Source organism: Streptomyces sp. NPDC029466, assembly GCF_055574515.1.
The window spans coordinates 1-19,873 of the sequence record NZ_JBVHZH010000052.1; the positions used below are offsets into that span (position 1 = coordinate 1).

At 71.8% G+C, this 19,873-nt stretch carries 19 protein-coding genes and 2 pseudogenes; 10 read left to right on the forward strand and 11 right to left on the reverse strand.

The genetic code is table 11. The features are described 5' to 3' along the window. Positions 1-109 precede the first annotated feature (109 nt). A complete protein-coding gene (locus ACZ4XD_RS31195; RefSeq protein WP_468047593.1) occupies positions 110-550 on the forward strand; it encodes a hypothetical protein in 441 nt (146 codons plus the stop codon). A 41-nt stretch (positions 551-591) separates the two neighbouring features. Here the strand turns inward: ACZ4XD_RS31195 and ACZ4XD_RS31200 are convergent, their stop codons facing one another. From ACZ4XD_RS31200 to ACZ4XD_RS31210, 3 genes and pseudogenes are all read right to left on the reverse strand, one after another. Then, positions 592-1,032, reverse strand: coding sequence for an SRPBCC family protein (locus tag ACZ4XD_RS31200; protein WP_468047595.1), 441 nt, complete (start codon positions 1,030-1,032; stop codon positions 592-594). Between the two features lie 45 nt (positions 1,033-1,077). Further along, positions 1,078-1,578 (reverse strand): DinB family protein, encoded by a 501-nt coding sequence (locus ACZ4XD_RS31205; protein ID WP_468047597.1) that lies wholly within the window; start codon positions 1,576-1,578, stop codon positions 1,078-1,080. 49 nt (positions 1,579-1,627) lie between these two features. Continuing rightward, positions 1,628-1,717 (reverse strand): annotated as a pseudogene (locus tag ACZ4XD_RS31210) (SAM-dependent methyltransferase); the annotation flags it as partial. An 86-nt stretch (positions 1,718-1,803) separates the two neighbouring features. Here ACZ4XD_RS31210 and ACZ4XD_RS31215 point away from each other — a divergent pair. Next, positions 1,804-2,412 carry a helix-turn-helix domain-containing protein gene (locus tag ACZ4XD_RS31215; protein WP_468047599.1) on the forward strand — a complete coding sequence of 203 codons (609 nt, stop codon included), beginning with the start codon at positions 1,804-1,806 and terminating at the stop codon, positions 2,410-2,412. A 12-nt stretch (positions 2,413-2,424) separates the two neighbouring features. Here the strand turns inward: ACZ4XD_RS31215 and ACZ4XD_RS31220 are convergent. After that, positions 2,425-2,624: pseudogene (locus ACZ4XD_RS31220) on the reverse strand (IS5/IS1182 family transposase); the annotation flags it as partial. 97 nt (positions 2,625-2,721) lie between these two features. Between ACZ4XD_RS31220 and ACZ4XD_RS31225 the strand changes: the two are divergent. Beyond that, positions 2,722-3,597, forward strand: coding sequence for a DUF4184 family protein (locus ACZ4XD_RS31225; protein WP_468047601.1), 876 nt, complete (start codon positions 2,722-2,724; stop codon positions 3,595-3,597). 98 nt (positions 3,598-3,695) lie between these two features. On the opposite strand, the gene ACZ4XD_RS31230 is transcribed toward ACZ4XD_RS31225, so the two are convergent. Further along, entirely contained in the window at positions 3,696-4,262 is a 567-nt protein-coding gene (locus ACZ4XD_RS31230) for a TetR/AcrR family transcriptional regulator (RefSeq protein WP_468047603.1), read from the reverse strand. 234 nt (positions 4,263-4,496) lie between these two features. On the opposite strand from ACZ4XD_RS31230, the gene ACZ4XD_RS31235 reads away from it, so the two are divergent. From ACZ4XD_RS31235 to ACZ4XD_RS31245, 3 genes are all read left to right on the forward strand, one after another. After that, positions 4,497-5,288 (forward strand): SDR family NAD(P)-dependent oxidoreductase, encoded by a 792-nt coding sequence (locus ACZ4XD_RS31235; protein WP_468047605.1) that lies wholly within the window; start codon positions 4,497-4,499, stop codon positions 5,286-5,288. A 156-nt stretch (positions 5,289-5,444) separates the two neighbouring features. Then, positions 5,445-6,677 (forward strand): PucR family transcriptional regulator, encoded by a 1,233-nt coding sequence (locus ACZ4XD_RS31240; RefSeq protein WP_468047607.1) that lies wholly within the window; start codon positions 5,445-5,447, stop codon positions 6,675-6,677. A 94-nt stretch (positions 6,678-6,771) separates the two neighbouring features. Then, positions 6,772-7,794, forward strand: coding sequence for an ornithine cyclodeaminase family protein (locus ACZ4XD_RS31245; RefSeq protein ID WP_468047610.1), 1,023 nt, complete (start codon positions 6,772-6,774; stop codon positions 7,792-7,794). Positions 7,795-7,868: 74 nt separating this feature from the next. Here ACZ4XD_RS31245 and ACZ4XD_RS31250 read toward each other — a convergent pair whose 3' ends face one another. Continuing rightward, positions 7,869-8,879 (reverse strand): helix-turn-helix transcriptional regulator, encoded by a 1,011-nt coding sequence (locus ACZ4XD_RS31250; RefSeq protein WP_468047612.1) that lies wholly within the window; start codon positions 8,877-8,879, stop codon positions 7,869-7,871. 147 nt (positions 8,880-9,026) lie between these two features. Between ACZ4XD_RS31250 and ACZ4XD_RS31255 the strand changes: the two genes are divergently transcribed. Beyond that, complete coding sequence (locus tag ACZ4XD_RS31255) at positions 9,027-9,749, forward strand: SDR family oxidoreductase (RefSeq protein ID WP_468047614.1); 723 nt, start codon at positions 9,027-9,029, stop codon at positions 9,747-9,749. Between the two features lie 62 nt (positions 9,750-9,811). Here the strand turns inward: ACZ4XD_RS31255 and ACZ4XD_RS31260 are convergent, their stop codons facing one another. The 3 genes from ACZ4XD_RS31260 to ACZ4XD_RS31270 form a co-directional block, all read right to left on the reverse strand. Further along, positions 9,812-11,068 (reverse strand): MFS transporter, encoded by a 1,257-nt coding sequence (locus tag ACZ4XD_RS31260; RefSeq protein WP_468047616.1) that lies wholly within the window; start codon positions 11,066-11,068, stop codon positions 9,812-9,814. Positions 11,069-11,119: 51 nt separating this feature from the next. Next, positions 11,120-12,235: an ArsR/SmtB family transcription factor gene (locus ACZ4XD_RS31265; RefSeq protein ID WP_468047618.1), complete on the reverse strand. Its 1,116-nt coding sequence runs from the start codon at positions 12,233-12,235 to the stop codon at positions 11,120-11,122. Between the two features lie 80 nt (positions 12,236-12,315). After that, positions 12,316-12,831, reverse strand: coding sequence for an ATP-binding protein (locus ACZ4XD_RS31270; protein WP_468047620.1), 516 nt, complete (start codon positions 12,829-12,831; stop codon positions 12,316-12,318). A gap of 260 nt (positions 12,832-13,091) precedes the next feature. Between ACZ4XD_RS31270 and ACZ4XD_RS31275 the strand changes: the two genes are divergently transcribed. Next, on the forward strand, positions 13,092-14,954 hold the full coding sequence (locus tag ACZ4XD_RS31275) for a LuxR C-terminal-related transcriptional regulator (protein ID WP_468047622.1): 1,863 nt from the start codon (positions 13,092-13,094) through the stop codon (positions 14,952-14,954). A gap of 69 nt (positions 14,955-15,023) precedes the next feature. On the opposite strand, the gene ACZ4XD_RS31280 is transcribed toward ACZ4XD_RS31275, so the two are convergent. Together ACZ4XD_RS31280 and ACZ4XD_RS31285 are read right to left on the reverse strand one after the other, a co-directional pair. Continuing rightward, complete coding sequence (locus tag ACZ4XD_RS31280; protein WP_468047624.1) at positions 15,024-15,470, reverse strand: hypothetical protein; 447 nt, start codon at positions 15,468-15,470, stop codon at positions 15,024-15,026. A gap of 13 nt (positions 15,471-15,483) precedes the next feature. Continuing rightward, entirely contained in the window at positions 15,484-16,170 is a 687-nt protein-coding gene (locus ACZ4XD_RS31285) for an alpha/beta fold hydrolase (RefSeq protein ID WP_468047626.1), read from the reverse strand. Positions 16,171-16,416: 246 nt separating this feature from the next. Between ACZ4XD_RS31285 and ACZ4XD_RS31290 the strand changes: the two genes are divergently transcribed. After that, positions 16,417-18,756 carry an ATP-binding protein gene (locus ACZ4XD_RS31290; RefSeq protein ID WP_468047628.1) on the forward strand — a complete coding sequence of 780 codons (2,340 nt, stop codon included), beginning with the start codon at positions 16,417-16,419 and terminating at the stop codon, positions 18,754-18,756. Positions 18,757-18,831: 75 nt separating this feature from the next. Further along, positions 18,832-19,869: a TAXI family TRAP transporter solute-binding subunit gene (locus ACZ4XD_RS31295; protein ID WP_468047630.1), complete on the forward strand. Its 1,038-nt coding sequence runs from the start codon at positions 18,832-18,834 to the stop codon at positions 19,867-19,869. Positions 19,870-19,873 lie beyond the last annotated feature (4 nt).

Consider the following 19,873-nt stretch of genomic DNA (forward strand, 5'->3'; position numbering starts at 1 on the left):
CCGCCATCCGGCAGTAGGGAGATCGGGGCGTGTTGGGTTCTTTCTCTCTTCCTCCCCCCCCCCCCCCCCCCCCCCCCCCCCCCCCCCCCCGGGGCCCTTCGCGGGCCGGGTGAGCAGCGCACGCGCCGTACCGGTGATGGCGATGAGCCTGGGGGTGGGCGCGGTGGTCCTGCTGGGCGCGGCATTCGTCTCCGGACTGCCGGCGTATCTCGCCGCGGTGACCGCCAGCGGGGCAGCGCTGGGCGTCGACAACGCCCTGACGCTGACCGCCACCCAGGGCGTCATCCGGCCCGAACGCGCCGGTGAGGCCTCCGGCTTGACCAAGACGGTCATCACCGTCACGGCCGGGCTGGGCGTGGTCGCCGCAGGCCCAGCGGCCGGTCCTGACGGCACCGCGGTGACCGGAGACAACGGGCCCCTGGCCGTGGCGGGAGCCGGCTGCCTGGCGGCCTGCGTCCTGCTGGCGCTGTGGATGTGGGTCCGGCGCCGCGCGAGGGCTCGGAGGCCGCAAGAGTCGGTGCCTTCGGCGGCGGGCAGCGTGGTGAGCTGACTGTCGGCATACACGCGCTCGCGCTTCTGCCGTATGACTTCTTACGTGCACTCCTCGGCGTAGCGGGCCAGCCCATCCGCCATGCCCTGCATGAACTTCTGGAGGTAGCGCGGCATGAACCAGCCCAGCAGCCGGCTCGTCTCGTACTCGCCGTACCAGTGGATGACCGTGCCTGAGCTCGCTGTCGGCTTCAGCTCGATGCGTGCGTGATAGTTGTGCATCGACGAATTGAACGCGTCTTCGTAGGCCAAGAGGCGTCGCTCGACCTTCTCGGTCAGCCGTTCCCCGGTCACGGTGCGTCCCGTTCGGAAAGCCCGTACGGCACCGACGCCGTCGTCGCCGCCGGGGTCGAGGCCGACCGACCGGGTCGTGTCCAGACTGTCCACCTTGGACCACAGCGGCCAGCTCGCGGCGTGGACCAGCAGCTTCCAGACGATTTCCGGCGAGGCGCTGGTGGTCACGGTGACGTCGTAGGTGTGCATGGGAGAGGGCTCTTCCTGTCCTGGGGCGGTCCTGGAGAAGGTGGATCAGCGGCCGGTCGTGCCGTCGATGAGTTCGCGGAGGATGTCCGCGTGGCCCGCGTGTCGGCCGGTTTCCTCGATCATGTGGGTGAGTGCCCAGCGGACGCTGGGAGCGGGGCGGTCCGGCCGCGGTCGGGGGACCGGTGCGCCGAGATCGGGGCACCCGTCGAGCACGTCGTTCGCGCGCTGGACCGCGTCTCGGTAGCGGGCGACGACATCGGCCACGCTGTCCGCCGTTGCGGCGTGGAACGTCGCCTGCCAGTCGGTGACTTCGTCCCCGAGGAACATGGAGCGCTCGACGCATGTCAGGTGGTTGAGCAGGCCGAGCAGGTTCGTGCCCGACGGCACCGCGGCTGTTCGCACCTGCGGTTCGGGGGCGCCGTCGACCTTCGCGGCGATCGAGGTCCGGAGGTAGTCGAGGAATCCGCGCAGGACCTCGGTCTCGTTGCTTCCGGTTCGGGGCGGTGGAGTGTCGCGACGGCCGTTGCGGCGCGTGGCGTTGGGCACGTTGGTCTTCCTTCCTTGGCCGGGGCGGGCGTCGGCCGCCGTCTCAGGCGGTGCGGCGGACATTCGGCCGCGGGCCACTGGCCGCCGGTCGGGCCGCGTAGACGCCGTCCCAGAACGCGACCGCATCGGTGCTGCTCATCAAGGCTCCTTGTGTCGGGTGCACGCAGTCTTGCCAGGCACCCCACGACTTGGCACGAAATCTTGCGGTTACGGCAAGATGGCCCGATGGACCGCAAGACGGACGACGAAGTGCTTGACGCCGTGGGGCCACGCCTTCGTGCGCTGCGTCGCGACCGCGGCATCACCCTCGCCGGCCTCGCGGCGACGACCGGCGTATCGGAGAGCACGCTGTCCCGGCTGGAGAGCGGGCAGCGCCGGCCGAGCCTGGAATTGCTGCTGCCGCTGGCCCGTACCTATGACGTTCCGTTGGATGACCTCGTCGGCGCCCCGCGCACCGGCGACCCCCGGATACACCTCAAGCCGATCAGGCGCTTCGGGATGACCTTCGTGCCCCTGTCCCGGCGACCTGGCGGGGTGCACGCGTTCAAGATGATCATCCCCGCCCGGCCGGAACCACTCGAACCGACCCCGCAGACCCACGAAGGTTTCGAATGGCTCTACGTGCTCAACGGACGCCTGCGGCTCGTGACCGGTGAGCGCGACCTGACGCTGCCGCCCGGTGAGGCAGCCGAGTTCGACACGTCTTTGCCCCACTGGCTGGGCAGCGCCGATGGCCGCGCGGTGGAACTCCTCATCCTGTTCGGTCTGCAAGGGGTGCGTGCGCACGTACGCCCCGACCCTCATCGATCCGGTCAGGCCGGGGGACGGCGGTGAACACAGGCGGCCCGTGCGCTCGACGACGCAGCGCACCCCCTTGCGCAGCCCGGAGCCGTGTGGGACGCCGCGTCGGGCGATCATTGGCTTGACGCCGCGTTCCACAGCAAGTGGTGGTACTTGTCGACGTCGTAGCCCCGGTCGGCGCACCGGTGCCGGGTTTTGCGGCGGGGCCGTCCCCGCACACCCCGAAGCGGCGGGATGGCGTCGAGCGGCCTCGCGCAGGGGCTGTCCTACGACAACTCAGGCCCGGCACCTACCACCCCTCCCTCGAACACCTCATGATCAGCACCGCTCAAGGAGAGCCAGATGCCATTCACGCTCAGCCATGCCGCCGCCGTGCTTCCAGCACTCCGGCGGACCGGCACGGCACGCGGTCCACTGGTCGCCTCGGCGCTCGTGGCCGGGTCGTTCGCACCGGATCTGACGTACTACGCCGACAGTCTGATCCCGGGTGCCATGGCCTTCGGTGCGGTCACCCACGCGCCGTTGGGGGTGCTGACCGTGGATGTGCTGGTCACCCTGGCCCTGGTCGGCGGCTGGCTGCTGGTGCGCGAGCCGCTGATCGCCTTGTTGCCCCGGGCGTGGCGCAGCCCGGTCCACACCTTCCTCCGCGGCCGGCCCTGGCGGCCCCGGGGCATACACGAACTCCTCACCCTGGCAACCTGGTTCGTGGTCTCCGCGGTGCTCGGGGCGACGACGCATGTCGTCTGGGACGCCTTCACCCACCCGGGCCGCTGGGGCACCCGGCTGGTGCCCGGCCTGGACCAGGTGGTGGGCGGCCTGCCCGTTTACACCTACGTGCAGTACGGCACTTCGGCGCTCGCGGCGGCGGCGCTGGGGTGGTTCGGGTGGTCGGCCCTGCGGGGGCGGGACGGTGGCACCCACGGCGGCCTGGCGTCCGGGGCGGCCGCGGTACCGGTGCTGACCGTACGGCTGCGGCTGCTGCTGACCGCCCCGGTCGCGCTGTGCGTACTGGCCGGCGCCGTGCACAGGGTGGTGCGGGCGCACGCCGTTCTCGGTCCCACGGTGCACTGGCTCAACTACCTCCCGACCGTGCTCTTCGGCGCGGGTGCGGGCCTCATCCTCGGGCTGCTGCTCTACGGGGTGGCCGTGCGGCTGGTGCACCGCCGTACGCGCCGTTCGGTGCCGCAGGGGGTGGCGCGCAGCGGACAGGTTGCCTGATGGGGCACTAGGCACCGTTGTTGTAGCGACCAGCGACCAGCGACCAGCGACCAGCGGCCAGCGGCCTGGCGCGCCCGGAGCCGGCGCCGAGGCGGGGGTCAGGCGTGCTGGGCTCCGCGTGCCAGCAGTAGCAGGGCGTCGACGAGTTCTTCGGCTGGTGCGCCGGTGGCGAGGCTGCGTAGTTGCAGGCCGAAGACCAGGGCGACGGCGGTGCCTGCCAGCCGTTCGGCGTCGGGTACGCCGAGGCCGGTGAGGATGCGGGCGGCCAGCTGGTCGTAGGCGGCGAAGCACTGCGCGGCCGCGGTGCGCAGCCGTTCGTCGCGGCCGGCCTGGACGTAGAGCTCGAAGGGCGCGATGTACCTGCTGTCGGTCTCCGTGCACCCGGCGACCTGGCCGACCGTGGCGGAGGCCTGGTCGATGTCCATCCCCTCGGTCTGGCACTGGTCGGCGAGCTCGGTGAAGCGCCGGGTCTCCTCTGCGACGAAGTGCAGCAGGCTCTCGCGCAGCATCTCGTGCTGGGTCGTGAAGTGGTAGGTGACCGAGCCGAGGGAGACCTTGGCCTCCTTGGCGATCCGCCGGTTGGTGACCCCGGCGACGCCGTCTTCACCGATGATGCGCAGGACGGCGTCGATGATGCTCTGCCGGGTTCCGGGGGGCTTGGACATGACGGTCATTGTGTCACCGGTGGGGCGGTGGGTGTCAGGGCGGTGCCGCCGAGGTCGTCGGGTGGTGCGAGGTCGTGGGCGTCGTGGAGGCCGCCTCTGCCGCGTCGCCTCTGCCACGTCGTGGATGCCTCCGTCATGCGGAGTGACGGCGGGGGGCCCGGGCCCCGCTGTTGACGTGGCCGCCTGGCCCTCATACTGTTCGTTCGAACGAACAGTTTTCGAGAGGGTCGTCTTATGCGCATCGCAGGATCAACCGTTCTCCTGACCGGGGCCGTAGGCGGCCTCGGTCAGGCCATCGCCCGTGACCTGGCGGCCAAGGGGGCCAAGCTGGTCCTTTCAGGGCGCCGTGCCGACGCCCTGGAGGCGCTCGCCGACGAGCTCGGCGCCCGAGCGGTCACCGCCGACCTCGCCGACCCCGACCAGGTCGACCACCTCGCCCAGGCCGCCCCCGACACGGACATCCTGATCGCCAACGCCGCTCTGCCCTCCACCGGCGATCTCCTCGACTACACGCCCGAGCAGATCGACCGCGCGCTGACGGTGAACCTGCGCGCCCCCGTCATGCTGTCCCGTGCGCTCGCGCCCCGGATGGTCGCGCAGGGCCGGGGCCATATCGTCCTGGTCGGTTCGATCTCGGGGAAGGCGGCCACCAAGTACTCCTCGCTCTACAGCGCGGCCAAGTTCGGGCTGCGTGGTTTCGCGCACTCCTTCCGCCAGGACCTGCACGGTACGGGGGTGGGGGTCTCTCTGGTCCAGCCCGGCGCCGTACGCGACGCGGGCATGTTCGCCGTCACGGGAGCCACCCCGCCGACCGGGGTGCGCATGGTCTCCCCGGGCCAGGTGGTGGCGGGGGTGGTCCGCGCCGTCGAGCGCGATCTGTGCGAAGTCAATGTCGCGCCGGTGGAGTTGAAGGTGCTCAGCGCCATCGCCGGGCAGTTCCCCGGCTTCGCGGAGAAGATGCAGCGTGGCTCCAGTGCCGAGCGCACCATCAGCGAGGTCGTGGCGGCCCAGCGGGAAAGGCGGTAGCCGCCTGCTCCGGCACCGCCGGAGGCCACCGGGCGGCCGCGCCCTCGCGGCAGCTGACTCCGCCCGGTTCAGGGCCGGACCGTGCGTGTCACGGCGACCAGGAGGCCGGGGTTATGTTGCACCCGTGTACGACGTTCATCCATAGCGGGAGTCGCAGTGGTCCTGCCCTACACCGACGCGATCCAGCAGCTGGTCGACGCGCTCGCCGCCCGCATCCGGCATTCGGTCGCCGTGGACGACGAGCGCGGCAGCCTCATCGTGTGCAGCCGTCACTACGGCGACGAGGACCAGCTCCGTATCGACGTGGTGCTGTCCCGGCGGCTGCCGGCCCCCGTTGCCGAGTACCTCAACAGCTTCGGCATCGCGACCTCTGCCACACCCCGCTCGATTCCCGCCCATCCGTCTCTCGGGCTCAAGGACCGGCGGTGCTATCCGATTCGTGATCACGGGCGGCTGCTCGGTTACCTGTGGCTGATCGACGTGCGCACCGAGCGCTTCGATGAGGTGGTGGGCGACTGCGTGGTCCAGTTGTCGGCGCGGCTGCGGGAACGGTCGCTCCGGGTGACGGAGGAGGAGCAGCGGCGCCGGGCCCTGGTGACCGGCCTCCTGCACGGGGGAGAGGGCTCCGCTCGCGCCGCGCGGGACCTGGTCGGCCAGGGGTTCGTCGGAGCGGACGACGAGGTCGTGGTGATCGTGGCCGGGGCAGCCACGGATCCCGAGGCAGTCGCCGCCGTGCTCGCGGACGTCACCCGTCGGGGCGGCCGCGACGAGCCGCCGGTCCGGGCGCTCACGGCTGTGGTGGGGGACCGCGGCGTGGTCCTCGTCGCCGGCCAACAGGGGGTGGAGCGGGCAGCGGCCTGGTGGGCCGAGGAGGTGCGGCGGGGGGTGCGGCAGCGGGACGCGAAAGGCGGCGGTGTCTTCGTCGGTCTGAGCAACCCCGGCCGGCTCGACCAGGCCCCTGATCTGTGGCGTGAGGCGGTGCTGGCGTCGTTCGCCGCCGCCGACCTGCCGGAGCTGGGACCGGTCGTCTCCTGGCGGGACACCGGCGTCTACGGCCCGCTCATGCTCGCCGCGATGACCTCTCCGGAGCTGGTGGTACCGCCGCAGATCGCCGAGCTCGGCACCGGTACCCGCACCGACTCCCTGGCCCGCACCGCCGAGGTGTACCTGGACGCCGCCGGGGACACCGCGGCCGCGTCCGCGCAACTGACGATTCACCGGACGACGCTCTACTACCGGCTGGCCCAGATCGAGAAGAAGACCGGGTGGGACCTGAAGAACGGCCGTGACCGGCTGACCCTGCACCTGGGGCTGAAGATGCGGCGCCTCCACGACAGCGGCATCCCGGCTTTGCTACGGGGAGAGGACGCCCGGCGGGAAAGTTCCTGATCCGCGACGATGCCGGCGGGTGCCGGGCGGTCGGAGACTGCGCGGAACCCGGACGACGGCCCCGGGTGCGGATCGATCGTCAAGGAACCCTCACATGACCCTCCCCACGGACCGCCAGCACCTCGCTGACCAGCTGAAGCTCGGCTCGGAGCTGCTCTACCTGTCCCGGCAGGACGTGGAACAGCTGCAACTGACGCGGGACGCCATCATGGAGCTGACCCGCCAGGCCCTGGTCGAACACGGTCACCGCCGCTACGAGATGCCGGCCAAGATCGGTGTCCACCCGTACGACAACGTCTTCTACCACGCCATGCCGGCCTACCTGCCGGGGCCGGGGATCGTGGGCGCGAAGTGGATCGAGTGCTACCCGGACAACCCGCGCAGGTTCGGTCTTCCGCAGACCACCGGGCTGCTGGTGCTCAACGATGTGGAATCCGGTGTGCCGCTGGCTCTCATGGACTCGGCGTGGCTGACCGCGATGCGTACCCCGGCGGTGACGGTGCTGGCCGCCGCGGCGCTGCACCCCGGCGCCACCACGTTCGGGATGTTCGGCTGTGGCGTGCAGGGAAGGGAACACGTCCGCTACGCGGCCCTGGCGATGCCCGGGCTGGAGACGGTCTACGTCCACGACACCGATGAGGCCGCCACGGACGCCCTGATCACGCAACTCCAGCCCGAACTGGGCGTACGGATCGTCAAAGGCGAGTCGGCCGAGGCGGTCACCAAGAGTGCGGAAGTGCTGAGCTCGGCGACGGTGATCCTGCGGGAGCCGCTCGCGGTCGTGAAGGACGAATGGGTCACCGCCGGACAGACGGTCCTCCCGTGCGACCTGAACACCTTCTGGGATCCCCGCACTTCCCGGCGCGCTGACAAGTACCTCGTCGACAGCGTCGAGGAGCACGAGCTGTTCGCGTCGATGGGGTACTTCCCCGGCGGCCTGCCCGAGGTCGCCGCCGAGACCGGCGAGGTGCTGGCCGGGGTGAAGCCCGGCCGTGAGCACCCCGACGAGATCATCGTCAACAGCAACATCGGCATGGCCGTCTGCGACATCGCGGTGGGTCACGCGCTCATGCACCGCGCACTGGAGCGCGGCATCGGGTCGCGGCTCCCGCTCTGACCTCCGGGGACGGGCGGCGGCCCGGGTCGGCGCAGGAGTTCCTGCGGCACCTGGGGGAGAGCCGAGCCCGCAGGTCAGCGGTCGCGGCCGGTGCTGCTGCGCGGCGTGTCCGCGGCGTCGCCCGGGTGGCCGGGACGTCCGGGGTGGGCGGGGAGGCTGGGGTAGCCGGGTTGGGCGGAGGCATCGATGTCCGGCTTGGGCTGCGGCGTCCGTCCGGCCGGGAGATCCGTAGCCGACCAGCTGCCCAGCAAGCGCAGCGCGTGTGCGGAGGGGCTGTCGGGCTCGGCCGTGTAGAGGTAGAGGGCCTGGTCCGGGTCGTCCGGGAGCGTGAGTGACTCGTACTCCAGGGCCAGTTCGCCGACGAGCGGGTGGCGGTATCGCTTGGTGCCGTGGGTGTACGCGAAGACGTCGTGGTCGGCCCACCACTGGCGGAAGTCTTCGTCGTGCACGGACAACTCGCCCACCAGCTCGGTCAGTCGGGAGTCGTGCGGGTGGCGCCCGGCGTACAGGCGCAGGGCCGCCACCGTGCCCCGGGCAGCGGTCTGCCAGTCGGCGACCAGGTCGCGGGCGGCGGGGTCGAGGAAGAGGAACCGGGCGAGGTTGCGGTCGCGGTGCGGCAGTGCGTCGAAGTCGGTGTACAGGGCCTTGGCAAGGGCGTTGGCGGCGAGCACGTCCAGCCGGTGACCCATGATCATCGCGGGGGTGTCGGTCAGGGAGTCGAGGAGCCGGAGCAGTCCGGGGCGCACCCGCTGCGGCGGCACGGGGCGGAGGCGGGCCGCACCCGGCTCGGGACGGGCCAGGGCGAACAGGTGGGCCCGCTCGGCCTGGTCCAGGCGCAAGGCGCGGGCCACGGCCTCCAGCACGGACGCCGAGACATTCGGATTGCGTCCGCGCTCCAGGCGTATGTAGTAATCGACGCTGATTCCGGCCAGCCGGGCCACCTCCTCGCGGCGCAGCCCCGGCACCCGACGCCGCTTGTCGGTGCCCGGCCCCAGGCCGGCCTCGGCGGGACTGATCCGGGCCCGGCGCGAGCGCAGGAAGTCGCGCAGCTCACCGTTGGGCTCGCGCCTCGCTGACGTGCTCATCGCTCCAGGATAGGAGGGGGTGCGTCAGACCCCGGGCGGGGAAGGGGGGTCTGCCGGACCCCCGCTGCTGGTGCGCGGCGCCCCGTGCCGGGTGGTTTTCTGGAGACCGGCACACCATTCGCACCTGTCACACCACGAGGGATCACCATGTCCAAGCCCCTGATCGTCATCACCGGCGCCAGCTCCGGCATCGGCGCAGCCACCGCCCGCCTCCTCTCCGCCCAGGGGCACCCGCTGCTCCTGCTCGCGAGGCGGCTGGAGAAGCTGGAGGAGCTCGGTCTCCCCGAGACCCTGTGCCGCAAGGTCGACGTCACCGACCGGGACGCGCTCCAGGCCGCGGTGCGCGAGGCCGAGGAGCGGTTCGGGCCGGTGGACGCGATCGTCAACAACGCCGGGGCGATGCTCCTGGGCCGCCTCGCCGACCAGGGCGCCGAGGAGTGGGACCGGATGATCGACCTCAACATCAAGGGCGTGCTGTACGGCATCCGTGCCGTCCTTCCCGGCATGCTCGCCCGCGGCACCGGCACGATCATCAACGTCAGTTCCGTCGCCGGCCGCAAGACCTTTCCGAACCACACCGCTTACGTGGGCACCAAGTTCGCCGTCCACGCCATGTCGGAGAACCTGCGTGAGGAGGTCGCCTCCTCCGGCGTGCGCGTGGTGACCATCGCCCCCGGCGCAGTGGAGACCGAACTGCTCTCCCACACCAGCGACGAGCAGATCAAGCAGGACTACGAGGCGTGGAAGGAGTCCGCCGGGGGTGCCCTGGACAGCCAGTCCGTGGCCGAGGCCATCGCCTACGCCTACGGCCAGCCGCAGAACGTCACCATCCGGGAGATCGTTCTCGCCGCCACCGGCCAGGAAGGCTGACCGCCACTCCCGCCCACGATCACAGCCGGACCGGTGCCGGTCACGTCGTCGCCCGGGAGCCGTCATGGGCCGAACGGCGTGCCCGGCGCCGATGTCGGCACGGCACCGTTCGCGGAAGGACGCCTGGCCTTCGCCGCGACGCGCAGCACCGCGAGGGCCGACAGAGCGGCCAGACCGACGAGGGTGGCACCGGAGAGCAGGAAAGCGGTCCCGATTCCGGTAGCTTCGATGACCGTCGAGGCAACGAAGGGGGCGACGGCCAAGGCGCCTGCGGTGCCGGCCTCCCACAGGCCGAGGGCCTTGGCCAAGTGGCGATCGGGGAGGCGCTGTTGCACCAGTGCGATCAGGGGGATGTCCGTCAGTGCGGAAGCCATGCCCGTCATGGCGAGCAACGCGGCCGCGGCGGCCGGCGAGGGGACAAGGCCCAGCGGGAAGCGGAAGACGCCGAGCAGGGCCCAGGCGAGGACGGCGGTGAGGGCGAGGTGGCGGAGCGGGAGCCGGGCGAGCAGGAGAGCGCCGACGACCTCGCCGAGGCCCGCGATCCCCAGCAGCACGCCGTACTGGCCACCATGCGGGCCGAAGCGCTCACCTACCAGGGCGGCGAGTCCGACGGTCAGGAAACCGCTTGTGGCGGCGAGGGCGACCACGAAGGTGGCGATGACGAGGAGCACATCGGGTTCCGAGCGCAGCGCCTTCAGGCCCGCGGCGAGGTCGGCGCCCAGCCCGCTCCGTTGCCGGCGGCCGGCCGGCCGCCGGGCGCGTACCGCGGTGAGGGTGGCCGCCGAGACCAGGAAGGTGAGGATGTCGAGGGCGAAAACCAAGGTGAGGGAGGAGAGGGCCAGCAGCGGGGCGAGCAGCAGGGGCCCTACGAAGAATGCGGCGCGGAACGACACTTGAAGCAGGCTGGTGGCCTGAAGCAGGTCCTTGGCCGTCACGATCTGCGGCACCATGGCGTTGCGCGCCGGTCCGAACGGAGCCCCGATGAACGACAGCGCGGCAGTGCCGGCCACGAGCACGGTGAGGTTCAGCAGTCCGAGTGCGAGCAACGCCGTCGCGGCGGCCACAACCAAGGCTCGGGCCAGGTCCGTCACGATCATCAGGCGGCGACGGTCGTAGCGGTCGGCGTAGGAAGCGCCCACGAAAGTGGCGAGGAAAGCCGGCCCGTACGCGGCCACGGTGACCAGCGCGACCGCGGTGGGGTCCTGGGTGAGCGACCAGGCCAGCCAGGCGGCGGCTGCGGTGTAGAGCCCGTCGCCCAAGCGGGAGATGCCCTGACCTGCGGCCAGCAGGGTGAAGTTCCGGTTCCTCAGTAGTGCCATGACGACACTGTGGGCACCCGGCCACCGGGAACCAACTGATTCGGCAAGTGGCTAATCGCCGGTCTCGTGGGACCTGCCCAGGAAGGCTTCGAGCGTGGGCGCCAGGGCCGCCACCCGCTCGGGCGCCAGGTGGTAGAGCACGTAGTAGCCCTCGCGGCTGCGGTTGAGGAGGCCGGCCTCGGTCAGCAGCCGCAGGTGCTTGGACAGGGCGGCCTCGCTGATCCCTACCAGCGGGGCGAGCTCCTGGGTGCTGCGCGGCCTTTCGGCGATCAGTCGCAGGGCGCGCAGGCGGGTGTCGTCGGCGAGCGCACGCAGCACACCCACCAGCTGGACCGGGGGGATCCGCGGGCGGGCCTCGCGCACGATCGAGGAGGCGGGAAAGACCAGCCCGAGCGGCCACGGGCCGTCACAGTTGACTCTGACGTGCGGCCAGACATACCTGCTCGGGGCCAGCACCAGCCGGTCCTGAGGGCCGATCTCGACCTCGTGGTCGTGCGGCCGGTTCAGCCAGAACTTCCCGCCCTGTGGATCGCACCGTACCTCCGGCCACAGGCCGCGGAGCACCGCGTAGAGCCCTCGCTCCTCGATGCGGCGGCCGGCTTCCGCGACGCCGGCGGCAAGGTCCGGCTCGATCCGCGCCCACTCCTGCGCGAACGCTTCCTCCCAATAGCCTTCCAGCAGCCGCAAGAACCGCTCCAGCAGCGCACCGGGGTCGTCGAGCAGCAGGTCGGCCAGCTCCCCACCGGCCGCGGCCGTCGCCGCCCGGTGCAGCGACCGGCGTGCCTGCGGATCGGCGAGCAGAGCCGGGTCCCTGCCCTGTTTTCCCCCGTTCCGAGGACTGATCAGCGGAACGGCGAACTCCAGGCGTACCAGGGCGGGGTCGAGCGAACGCAGCCTGCGCAGCTCGCTCTCGAAGTCAAGCAACTCGCCGGTCGGCGAGGGGAAGAAGAACTCCGGAAAGTAGGAGCGGAAGGCGAAGGCGAAGACCTCGATCTCCCGTTTCCACGCCGGTGACAACCGACGCATCGCCCGCACCCACCCGTGCTGGACCGGATGGTGTTTGGGCTCCACCAGTACGTGCAGACTCAGGACGGCTTCCATGGACGGTGAGTAGGAGAACCCCACCAGCTCCGCGCCGGCGGCCGGGACCCGGAACACGATTGCCATGGCGACATCATCACCGCTGCGCCGGCCATGTCACCGGACCGCCACCTGGTACCGGTGACCGGGTGCCGCCGCTCCGGTGATCAAGCGGACTGGTCCGTTCCGGGCAGGCGGGCCCAGCGGGTGGTGCCGTCCTCGTGGCTGCGGGTGCCGTGCGCGGTGGCCAGCGCGCCGACGATAGCCATGCCGCGGCCGTGCTCGTCCTGATCGGGGGATGCCGCCCACGCCCCCTTTCGCGCGGAGGGGCCGCCGTCGGTGATGCCGACCCACACCCGCAGCCCCGCATGCTCAAGTCGCACGTGCAGGGCCAGCGGCGGCCGTGCGTGCTGGACGGCGTTGGTCACCAGCTCGGATACCACCAGCACCACCGACGCGGCGGCGTCCTCGGCGAGCTGCCACCGTTGCAGCCACGACTGGACCATCTGGCGGGCGTGCCTGACCGCCTCCGGATGGTGCGCGAGCCGGCACGACGTGTGGTGGCCACGGGGCGGCAGGTCCGCGGACCCGCCGTGGGGGGCCCGGCCTTCTCTGCGCTGCCGGCCACGAGGGTGATCGTCGGTCTCCGGACCGGGCGGGAGCGGCGGATGCGAGATTTCCATGATCGTCTGCCGAGAGTGGGGGCATGGGTGGGCGAACACATCCAGCGTGCCCAGCGGCCCCCGACGGGACAGCCGAAGAACTACGCACAGGGCCACCCGGATATGCGCTACCTGCTCTCCGGAACACCGGGCGCCCGCGCGGCCCCGTCGCGGGCCGGGCGCAGGGGGTGGAGCGACGCCCGGCCGGTGTCCTACGGGTACCGCCCCGGTGCGTATCCCTACGGGTCGTTCTCCCCTCACAGAATCCGGGCCACTCGCGCATGATCGCGGACATCGCCGCTGGTGGCGCCGAGCGCATCGGACCGACGCCGACCGTCCGCCCGCCCGACCGAGGGGGAACCATCCGCACGCCCGACCCGCACGACGGACCCTGCCCGCACTACCGGGCGGCCCGGCTGCTGCACGACAAGGACGGCCCGCTGGAGGAGGTCGCCGGCCATCTGCTCGCCGCTGAGCCCGCTGGTCGGGCGTGGGTCGCCGGCGCGTTGCGTGCCGCTGCCCGCCAGGCCACGGCACGTGGTGATGCCGAGTCAGCCGTGACCTACCTTCAGCGCGCAGTGCGCGAACTGCCCGCATCAGGGCGGGGCGCGCTGCTGGCCGAACTCGGCCGGGCCGAGGCGCCGGCTCACCCCGCGGCAGCGGTACGTCACTTGTGCGCCTCGCTGGACGAGCTCACCGCCCCGCGGGCGCGCCTGGAAGTGGTGCCCGTACTCGCCGACGCCCTCGCGCGAGGGCAACGGGGGTGCCAGGCGGGTGAGCTCCTCGAACGTGAGGCCGGGCTGCTGGCCGCGGCCGAACCGCCGCGCAGCGGTGCGGTGTTCGGTCTGCGGCTGCACCGTGCGCTGATCGAGCTGAACGACCTGAACGAGCGGCCCTGGATGGGCGAGCGGCTGGCCGAGCTGACGCCTGCCGGTGACGGTGAACGACGGGCGGTACGGGCGCTGCATGCGGCCTTGGCGGTCGGCGCTCCCGCCGACGCGGCCACGGTGGCCGCGTACGCCCGGGATGCGCTGGACCCCGCCCCGCCGCACGATGATGTCTTCACCTCTGCGACCGGCTTGGCCGCCCTGGCCCTGGTCTGGTGCGACCGGCTGGAGGAGACGACCGTCTTCCTCGACCGCCTGTCGGAACGGACCCCATGGCACGACTCCGCTCCGGTGCGGACGCTGCTGGCGATGGGACGGCACGAAGTGGCCTACCGGACCGGCCGCCTTCCCGCCGCGCTCGAAGCGGGACGCCGCTGGCTGGGCCTGACCTCGGCCCTCCGCGGAAACGCGATGGTGCCCCTCGCCGTCGCCGGATCCCTGCGGGTACTGGCGGAGACCGGACGGTGCGAGGAAGCCGAGCCGCTGCTGCGTTCCGTCGGCTCCGAGCGGTACGGAACGCTGTGGCAGTGGGCGCACCTACTGGAGGCGCGGGCGCGGCTGCGCCTGGCCCAGGGCGATCTCCCCCGGGCCCTGGAGGACTTGCAGGAGTGCGGACGCCGTCAGATCGCCTGGGAACGGGACAACCCGGCCATCCTGCCGTGGAGGTCCCTCGCCGCGCTCACCCAGCGAGCACTGGGCCGCCCCGAGCAGGCCACCCGCCTGGCACACCAGGAACTGGAGCAGACCCAGGACTGGGGGACGCCTCGCGCCCTCGGTATCAGCCTGCGCACCGTTGGCATGATCACGCGCGGCCGGGCCGGTCTGACGACGTTGGAGGAATCCGTCGGATCCCTCGAAGAAGCCGGGGCCACACTCGAACAGGCCCGGTCGCTCGTCGAGTACGGCACCTTGCGCTGGGAGGCCGGGCACGGCCGGGTGGCCCGTGAGGTGACCATGCGCGGGCTGGTCCTCGCCCGGCAGTGCGGGGCCACCGGACTCGCCGATCTGGCCCGCGAGCGGCTGCGTGCGTTCGGCGCACGGCCCCGCCGAACGCAGGCGGTCGGGATTTCGGCATTGACCGCGAGCGAACGCCGCGTTGCGCAGCTGGCCGCCCGTGGACTGACCAACCGGGAGATCGGCGAAACCCTGTTCATCACGCGGCGGACCGTCGAGAACCATCTGACCAGCGGATTCCGCAAGCTCGGCATCACTGGCAGACGGCAGTTGGCGCCGCTGCTCGACAGGGAACGGCGGTGATCGGGCGGCGGGACGGTTCCCTGGAACACGTCCCGCCGCCCGGCGCCGAGCGGAGGAGCGGCCGTCGCTCTACGGCTGGTGGTCGGCGTTCCTGGCCCGCCCCAGTCCCGCCCACTGCATCGCCCCGAACACCATCACGGCGACGCCGATGAAGCCTACGTAGGCGTCGCCGAAGGGCGTGAGGGGAAACCACGCCCGCCCGGCCGCGATGATCGCTATGCAGCCCACCGCCCATACGGCGTTGAGGAGGACGGCACTGACGGCGATCGGCCGGATCACGGCGGGTCGGGTGCCCGCGTACCAGAGCGCGGCGGCGTAGACCGCCAGGAACCCACCCTGGGCCCAGTGCAGCCACGGGGGAAGGCCGAGCAGCGGGTCCAGCGCCCTGGCGCCCAGGAGGCTGAGGGCCGCGACGAGCCCGGAGACGGTGCCGTCCAGCTTCAGGGCGAAGCGCAACAGCTCATCGCTCCCGGCGGACCCCGAGGTGTCGGGACGGTTGGTTGTTCGGTCCACCATGCGGCTTTCTCCCTCAGGCCGTGCTGACGACGGCGTGGTTGATGAGGCCGGCGACCTCCTGCGGGTGGGACACGGGCGAGGAGTGGCTGGACGGCACCGAGGTGGTCACCGCCCCCATCCGCTCAGCCATGAAGCGCTGCGCCACCGGCGGCAGAGCCTTGTCCTCCTCGGCCACCTGGTACCAGGAGCGGATCGAGCGCCAGGCCGGCTCGCCGGAAGAGGCTTCCAGACACCTCAGCGCGGAGGGCTTCTGGACCGCGGCCAGCACGTTCGCACGCACCGCCGGCACATCAGCGGCCCACACCTCGCGGTAGCGGTCCACGTCCAGCCCACAGAGTCCGTCCTCGTACGGCTGGACCGCCTCGCCCACCGTCGCCCCGAACCCCTGCAAGATCTGGAAGCTGCTCTCACTCTCGTCCGGAGCGAATGCCGCCACGTACACGAGTGCCGCGACGCGGGACGCCGCCACCCTCACATTGGTCATCACCGTTCCGCCGTAGGACCAGCCGGCCAGGACGACCGGCCCTGATATCCGCTCCAGCACCCGCTCGGTCGCCGCCACATCGTCCGCCAAGGACGTCAGCGGCAACTGCACCGCCGTCACCCGGTGCCCGGCGTCATGCAGGAACGGGATGACCTCGCTCCAACTGGATCCGTCGGACCACAACCCATGTACCAGCACCACATCTGTCACGGTCATCGATTCCTCTGCTCGTATTCGACAGCCCGGTCTCCTCGCCCTCGCCGCCGCTCGCGGGGCTGCGGGGGCGCTCGCCGCCGTGCGGGGGAAAGCACGGCGGCGAGTGGTGGAGGCGGGCCCTCACGAGGAGCAAGCCTGCCGGGACGGACGCTGCCAGGGATCACGGAATCTCCGTGAGAATTGGCCTCCCCGGGTGCCGGCCGGCAGCGGATTGCCTGGCCTGCGGCGGGCGTTTACGGTGTGGGCATGGGCGGCAATGTCCGGGGAGCCGGCGCGCTGCCGGCTGATCTGACCCGGTTCATCGGGCGACGGCGGGAACTCGCACAAGCCAGGACGTTGCTGTCGCGAGGGCGGCTGCTGACGCTGACCGGGCCGGGCGGGATCGGGAAGACCCGGCTGGCGTTGCGGGTCGCGGCCGACGTACAGCGGTCCTTCCCCCGCGGGGTGTGGCTGGTGGAGCTGGCCGCTCTGGAGGACGGGGACCGGCTGGCGCAGACCGTGGCGGCACGTCTGCGGCTGGGCAACGAGGCAATCGGAGATCCGCTGGCCACCCTCGTGGAGCAGGTCGCCGGTGAGCGGATGCTGCTGGTGCTGGACAACTGCGAACACGTACTGGATGCCAGTGCGGCGCTGGTCGCCACCTTGCTGAGCGCGGCGCCGGAGCTGCGGGTCCTGGCGACGAGCCGTCAGGTGCTGGGGCTGTCCGGGGAACATGTGCTGCCGGTGCCTTCGATGGTGCTGTCCGAGGACAGCGGTCCGTCCCCCGAACTGAGCGACGCGGTGGCGCTGTTCGCCGACCGGGCGGCCGCGATGCGACCCGATTTCACGCTCACCCCGCAGAACGTCGAGGTGATCCACGAGATCTGCCGCCGCCTGGACGGCGTTCCACTGGCGATCGAGCTGGCCGCGGCCCGGCTGCGTGCCCTGTCGGCACAGGACATCCTGCTCCGTCTCGATGACCGCTTCGCCCTGCTCACCGCAGGGTCCCGGGCCGCGCTGCCGCGTCAGCAGACGCTGCGGGCGGCGATCGACTGGAGCCACGACCTGTGCACGGACCAGGAACGCCTGTTGTGGTCACGGCTCTCGGTGTTCTCCGACGGCTTCGACCTGCCGGCGGCCGAGCAGGTCTGTTCCGGAGACGGCATCCGGCAACAGGACGTACTCGACCTGGTCGTCGGCCTGGTGGACAAGTCCGTCCTGGCCGGCGAGGAGCGGGGGGCGCGGATGCGGTACTGGCTGCCGGACACGCTGCGCGAGTACGGGCGGGAGCGGCTCGTCGCATCGGGTGAGGAGTACGCCCTGCGGGAGCGGCACCGTGACTACTACCAGGCGGTGGCAGAGCAGGCCGAGGCCGAATGGTTCGGCCCCGGCCAGTTGGCCTGGTTCACCCGGCTGCGGGCCGAACACCCCAACCTGCAAGCGGCCTTGGAGTTCAGCCTCGGTGAGCCCGGTCGGACGCGGGTGGCGATGGGACTGGCCGCTTCGATGTGGATCCACCGGCTCGGCTTCGGGTCCTTCAGCGAGGGCCGACGATGGCTGGGCCGGGCTCTCGCGAGCGAGGAAGAGCCGAGCCCGCAGCGGGCGAAAGCCCTGTTCGTCGATGGTCTGCTGGCAGTGCTCCAGGGAGATATCGGGGCGGCCGACAGCCGGGTGAAACAGTGCCGAGCCCTCGAAGGAGCCCTGGGAGAGGACCCGGACCTGCTCCGCGTCAGGGTGACCCTCGCAGGGCTCGTGGCGCTGTTCCAGAAAGACTTCGCCGAAGCGGTCGCACTGCTGAAGGACGCGCTCGCGAGACATCAGGCGGCCGGGGACGCGGGGCACGCGGCGGTCACTTCCTTCATGCTCACCACGGCCTGCGTCGATCCCGGTGACCCTGCCGGCACCGTCCACGCCGAGCGGTGCCTGGCCCTGTGCGAGGCCCACGACGCCCAGTGGTCACGCACCCATGCGCTGTGGGCCCTGGGGCTCGACCACTACCGGCGCGGCCGGCACCAGCGGGCCGGCACGCTGGTCCGGCACGCGCTGAGGGACAAGCCGCTCTCGCACGACCAGTGGGGTGTGGCCCAGTGCCTGGAGGTGCTGGGATGGTGTGCGGCCGCGGCGGGCCTCGGCGAACGTGCCGCCACGCTGATGGGCGCGGCCGAGGCGACCTGGCGGGTCGCCGGATCCGCGCTCACCGGGCTCGGCCATCTGCACGCCGGCCACCAGCAGTGCGAGTCATCGCTGCGCGGCGAGATGGGCGACGCCGCGTACACCGCTGCCGTCGAAGCGGGTGGGCGGCTCAGCCTGGAGCAGTCCGTCGCCTATGCCTTGGAAGAGCCACCCTTGGCCTCCACCCCGCCGCCGCCCGCGAACGAGGCGTCGGCGCCGCTGACCCGGCGCGAACGCCAGGTCGCGGGACTGGTCGCCCAGGGCATGACCAACAAGCAGATCGCCGCCGAGCTGACGATCTCCCGGCGCACCGCTGAGGGGCACGTCGAACACATCCTGACGAAACTCGGCTTCACCTCACGGGCCCAGATCGCCGCATGGGCGGCCAGACACCAGGAACCTGGCTCCCGGCAGAGCGCCGCGCCCTCTCCGTGACCGCGGCCCGGCCGCGCCCGTTTCCGCCGACCCGAAGCCATGGCCGCCCTGCCGGTCCGCGGTTACAATCCGGCCGTGACCAGCGCAGATGCGGGGTGGACACCGGCGTCCGTCGCACCTGCTCCGACGGAGCCCGGGTGGCGGTCCGGAGAGGAGCCGTGGCTCGACCGCCGGAGTCTGCTGGGGCTCGGCGCCGGCGGGCTCGCCGTGGTTCTGGCCGGGTGTTCGGCGAAGTCCGCTCCCGTGCGTCGGCTGCGGTTGGCGACGGGGCCGCCGGGCGGGCCCTACCGCGCCTTCGGGCAGACGCTGGCGGAGGCCGTCGCCGGCAGCGGATACCGGCTGGAGGTCGTTCCCGTTGGGACCTCGGCCAGCGTGGACAACATACGGCGGCTCGAACAGGGCGCGGTGGAGCTGGCGCTGGCGATGGCGGATGTCGCCGAGGACGCGGTGCGCGGCCGGGCGGAGTTCTCCCGGCCGGTTCCGGTCAGGGCGCTGGCCCGCGTCTATGTGAACTACACCCACCTCATCGTCCCCGCGCAGGGACCGGTCCGCACGGTGCGGGCCCTTGCCGGGCGACCGGTGGCCGCGGGTGCGACCGGGTCCGGAGTGCAAGTGCTGGCGGGGCGGCTGCTGCGGACGGCCGGGCTGACCGGTGACCGGGCGGTGCGCGAGCTGCGGCTCGATCTCGCCACGTCGGTGCGGGCCCTGCGCAAGGGCACGGCCGAGGCGCTGATCTGGTCCGGTGGCGTGCCCACGCCCGCACTGTCGGAGCTCGCACGGACCATGCCGCTGCGCTTCCTGCCGCTGGACGGCTTCGTGGCTCCGCTGCGCGAGCGCTACGGCCCGGTGTATTCGGTGGTCACGCTTCCCGCCGGGGCGTACGGCCTGCGCGAGCCCGTGGGGACCATCGGCGTCGGCAACTACTTGCTGGCGCGGGCCGATGTGCCCGCAGGCGTGGTGCGCGAACTGCTCCAGGTGGTGTTCGACCGGTGGCGCGACCTGCTGCGGGACGTGACGGCCGGGGCGCGGCTGGAGCCCCGCTTCGCCATCTCCACCGGAGGTGTGCCGCTCCACCCGGGCGCCGTCGCCTACTACCGCTCCGCGTACGGCTGACCCG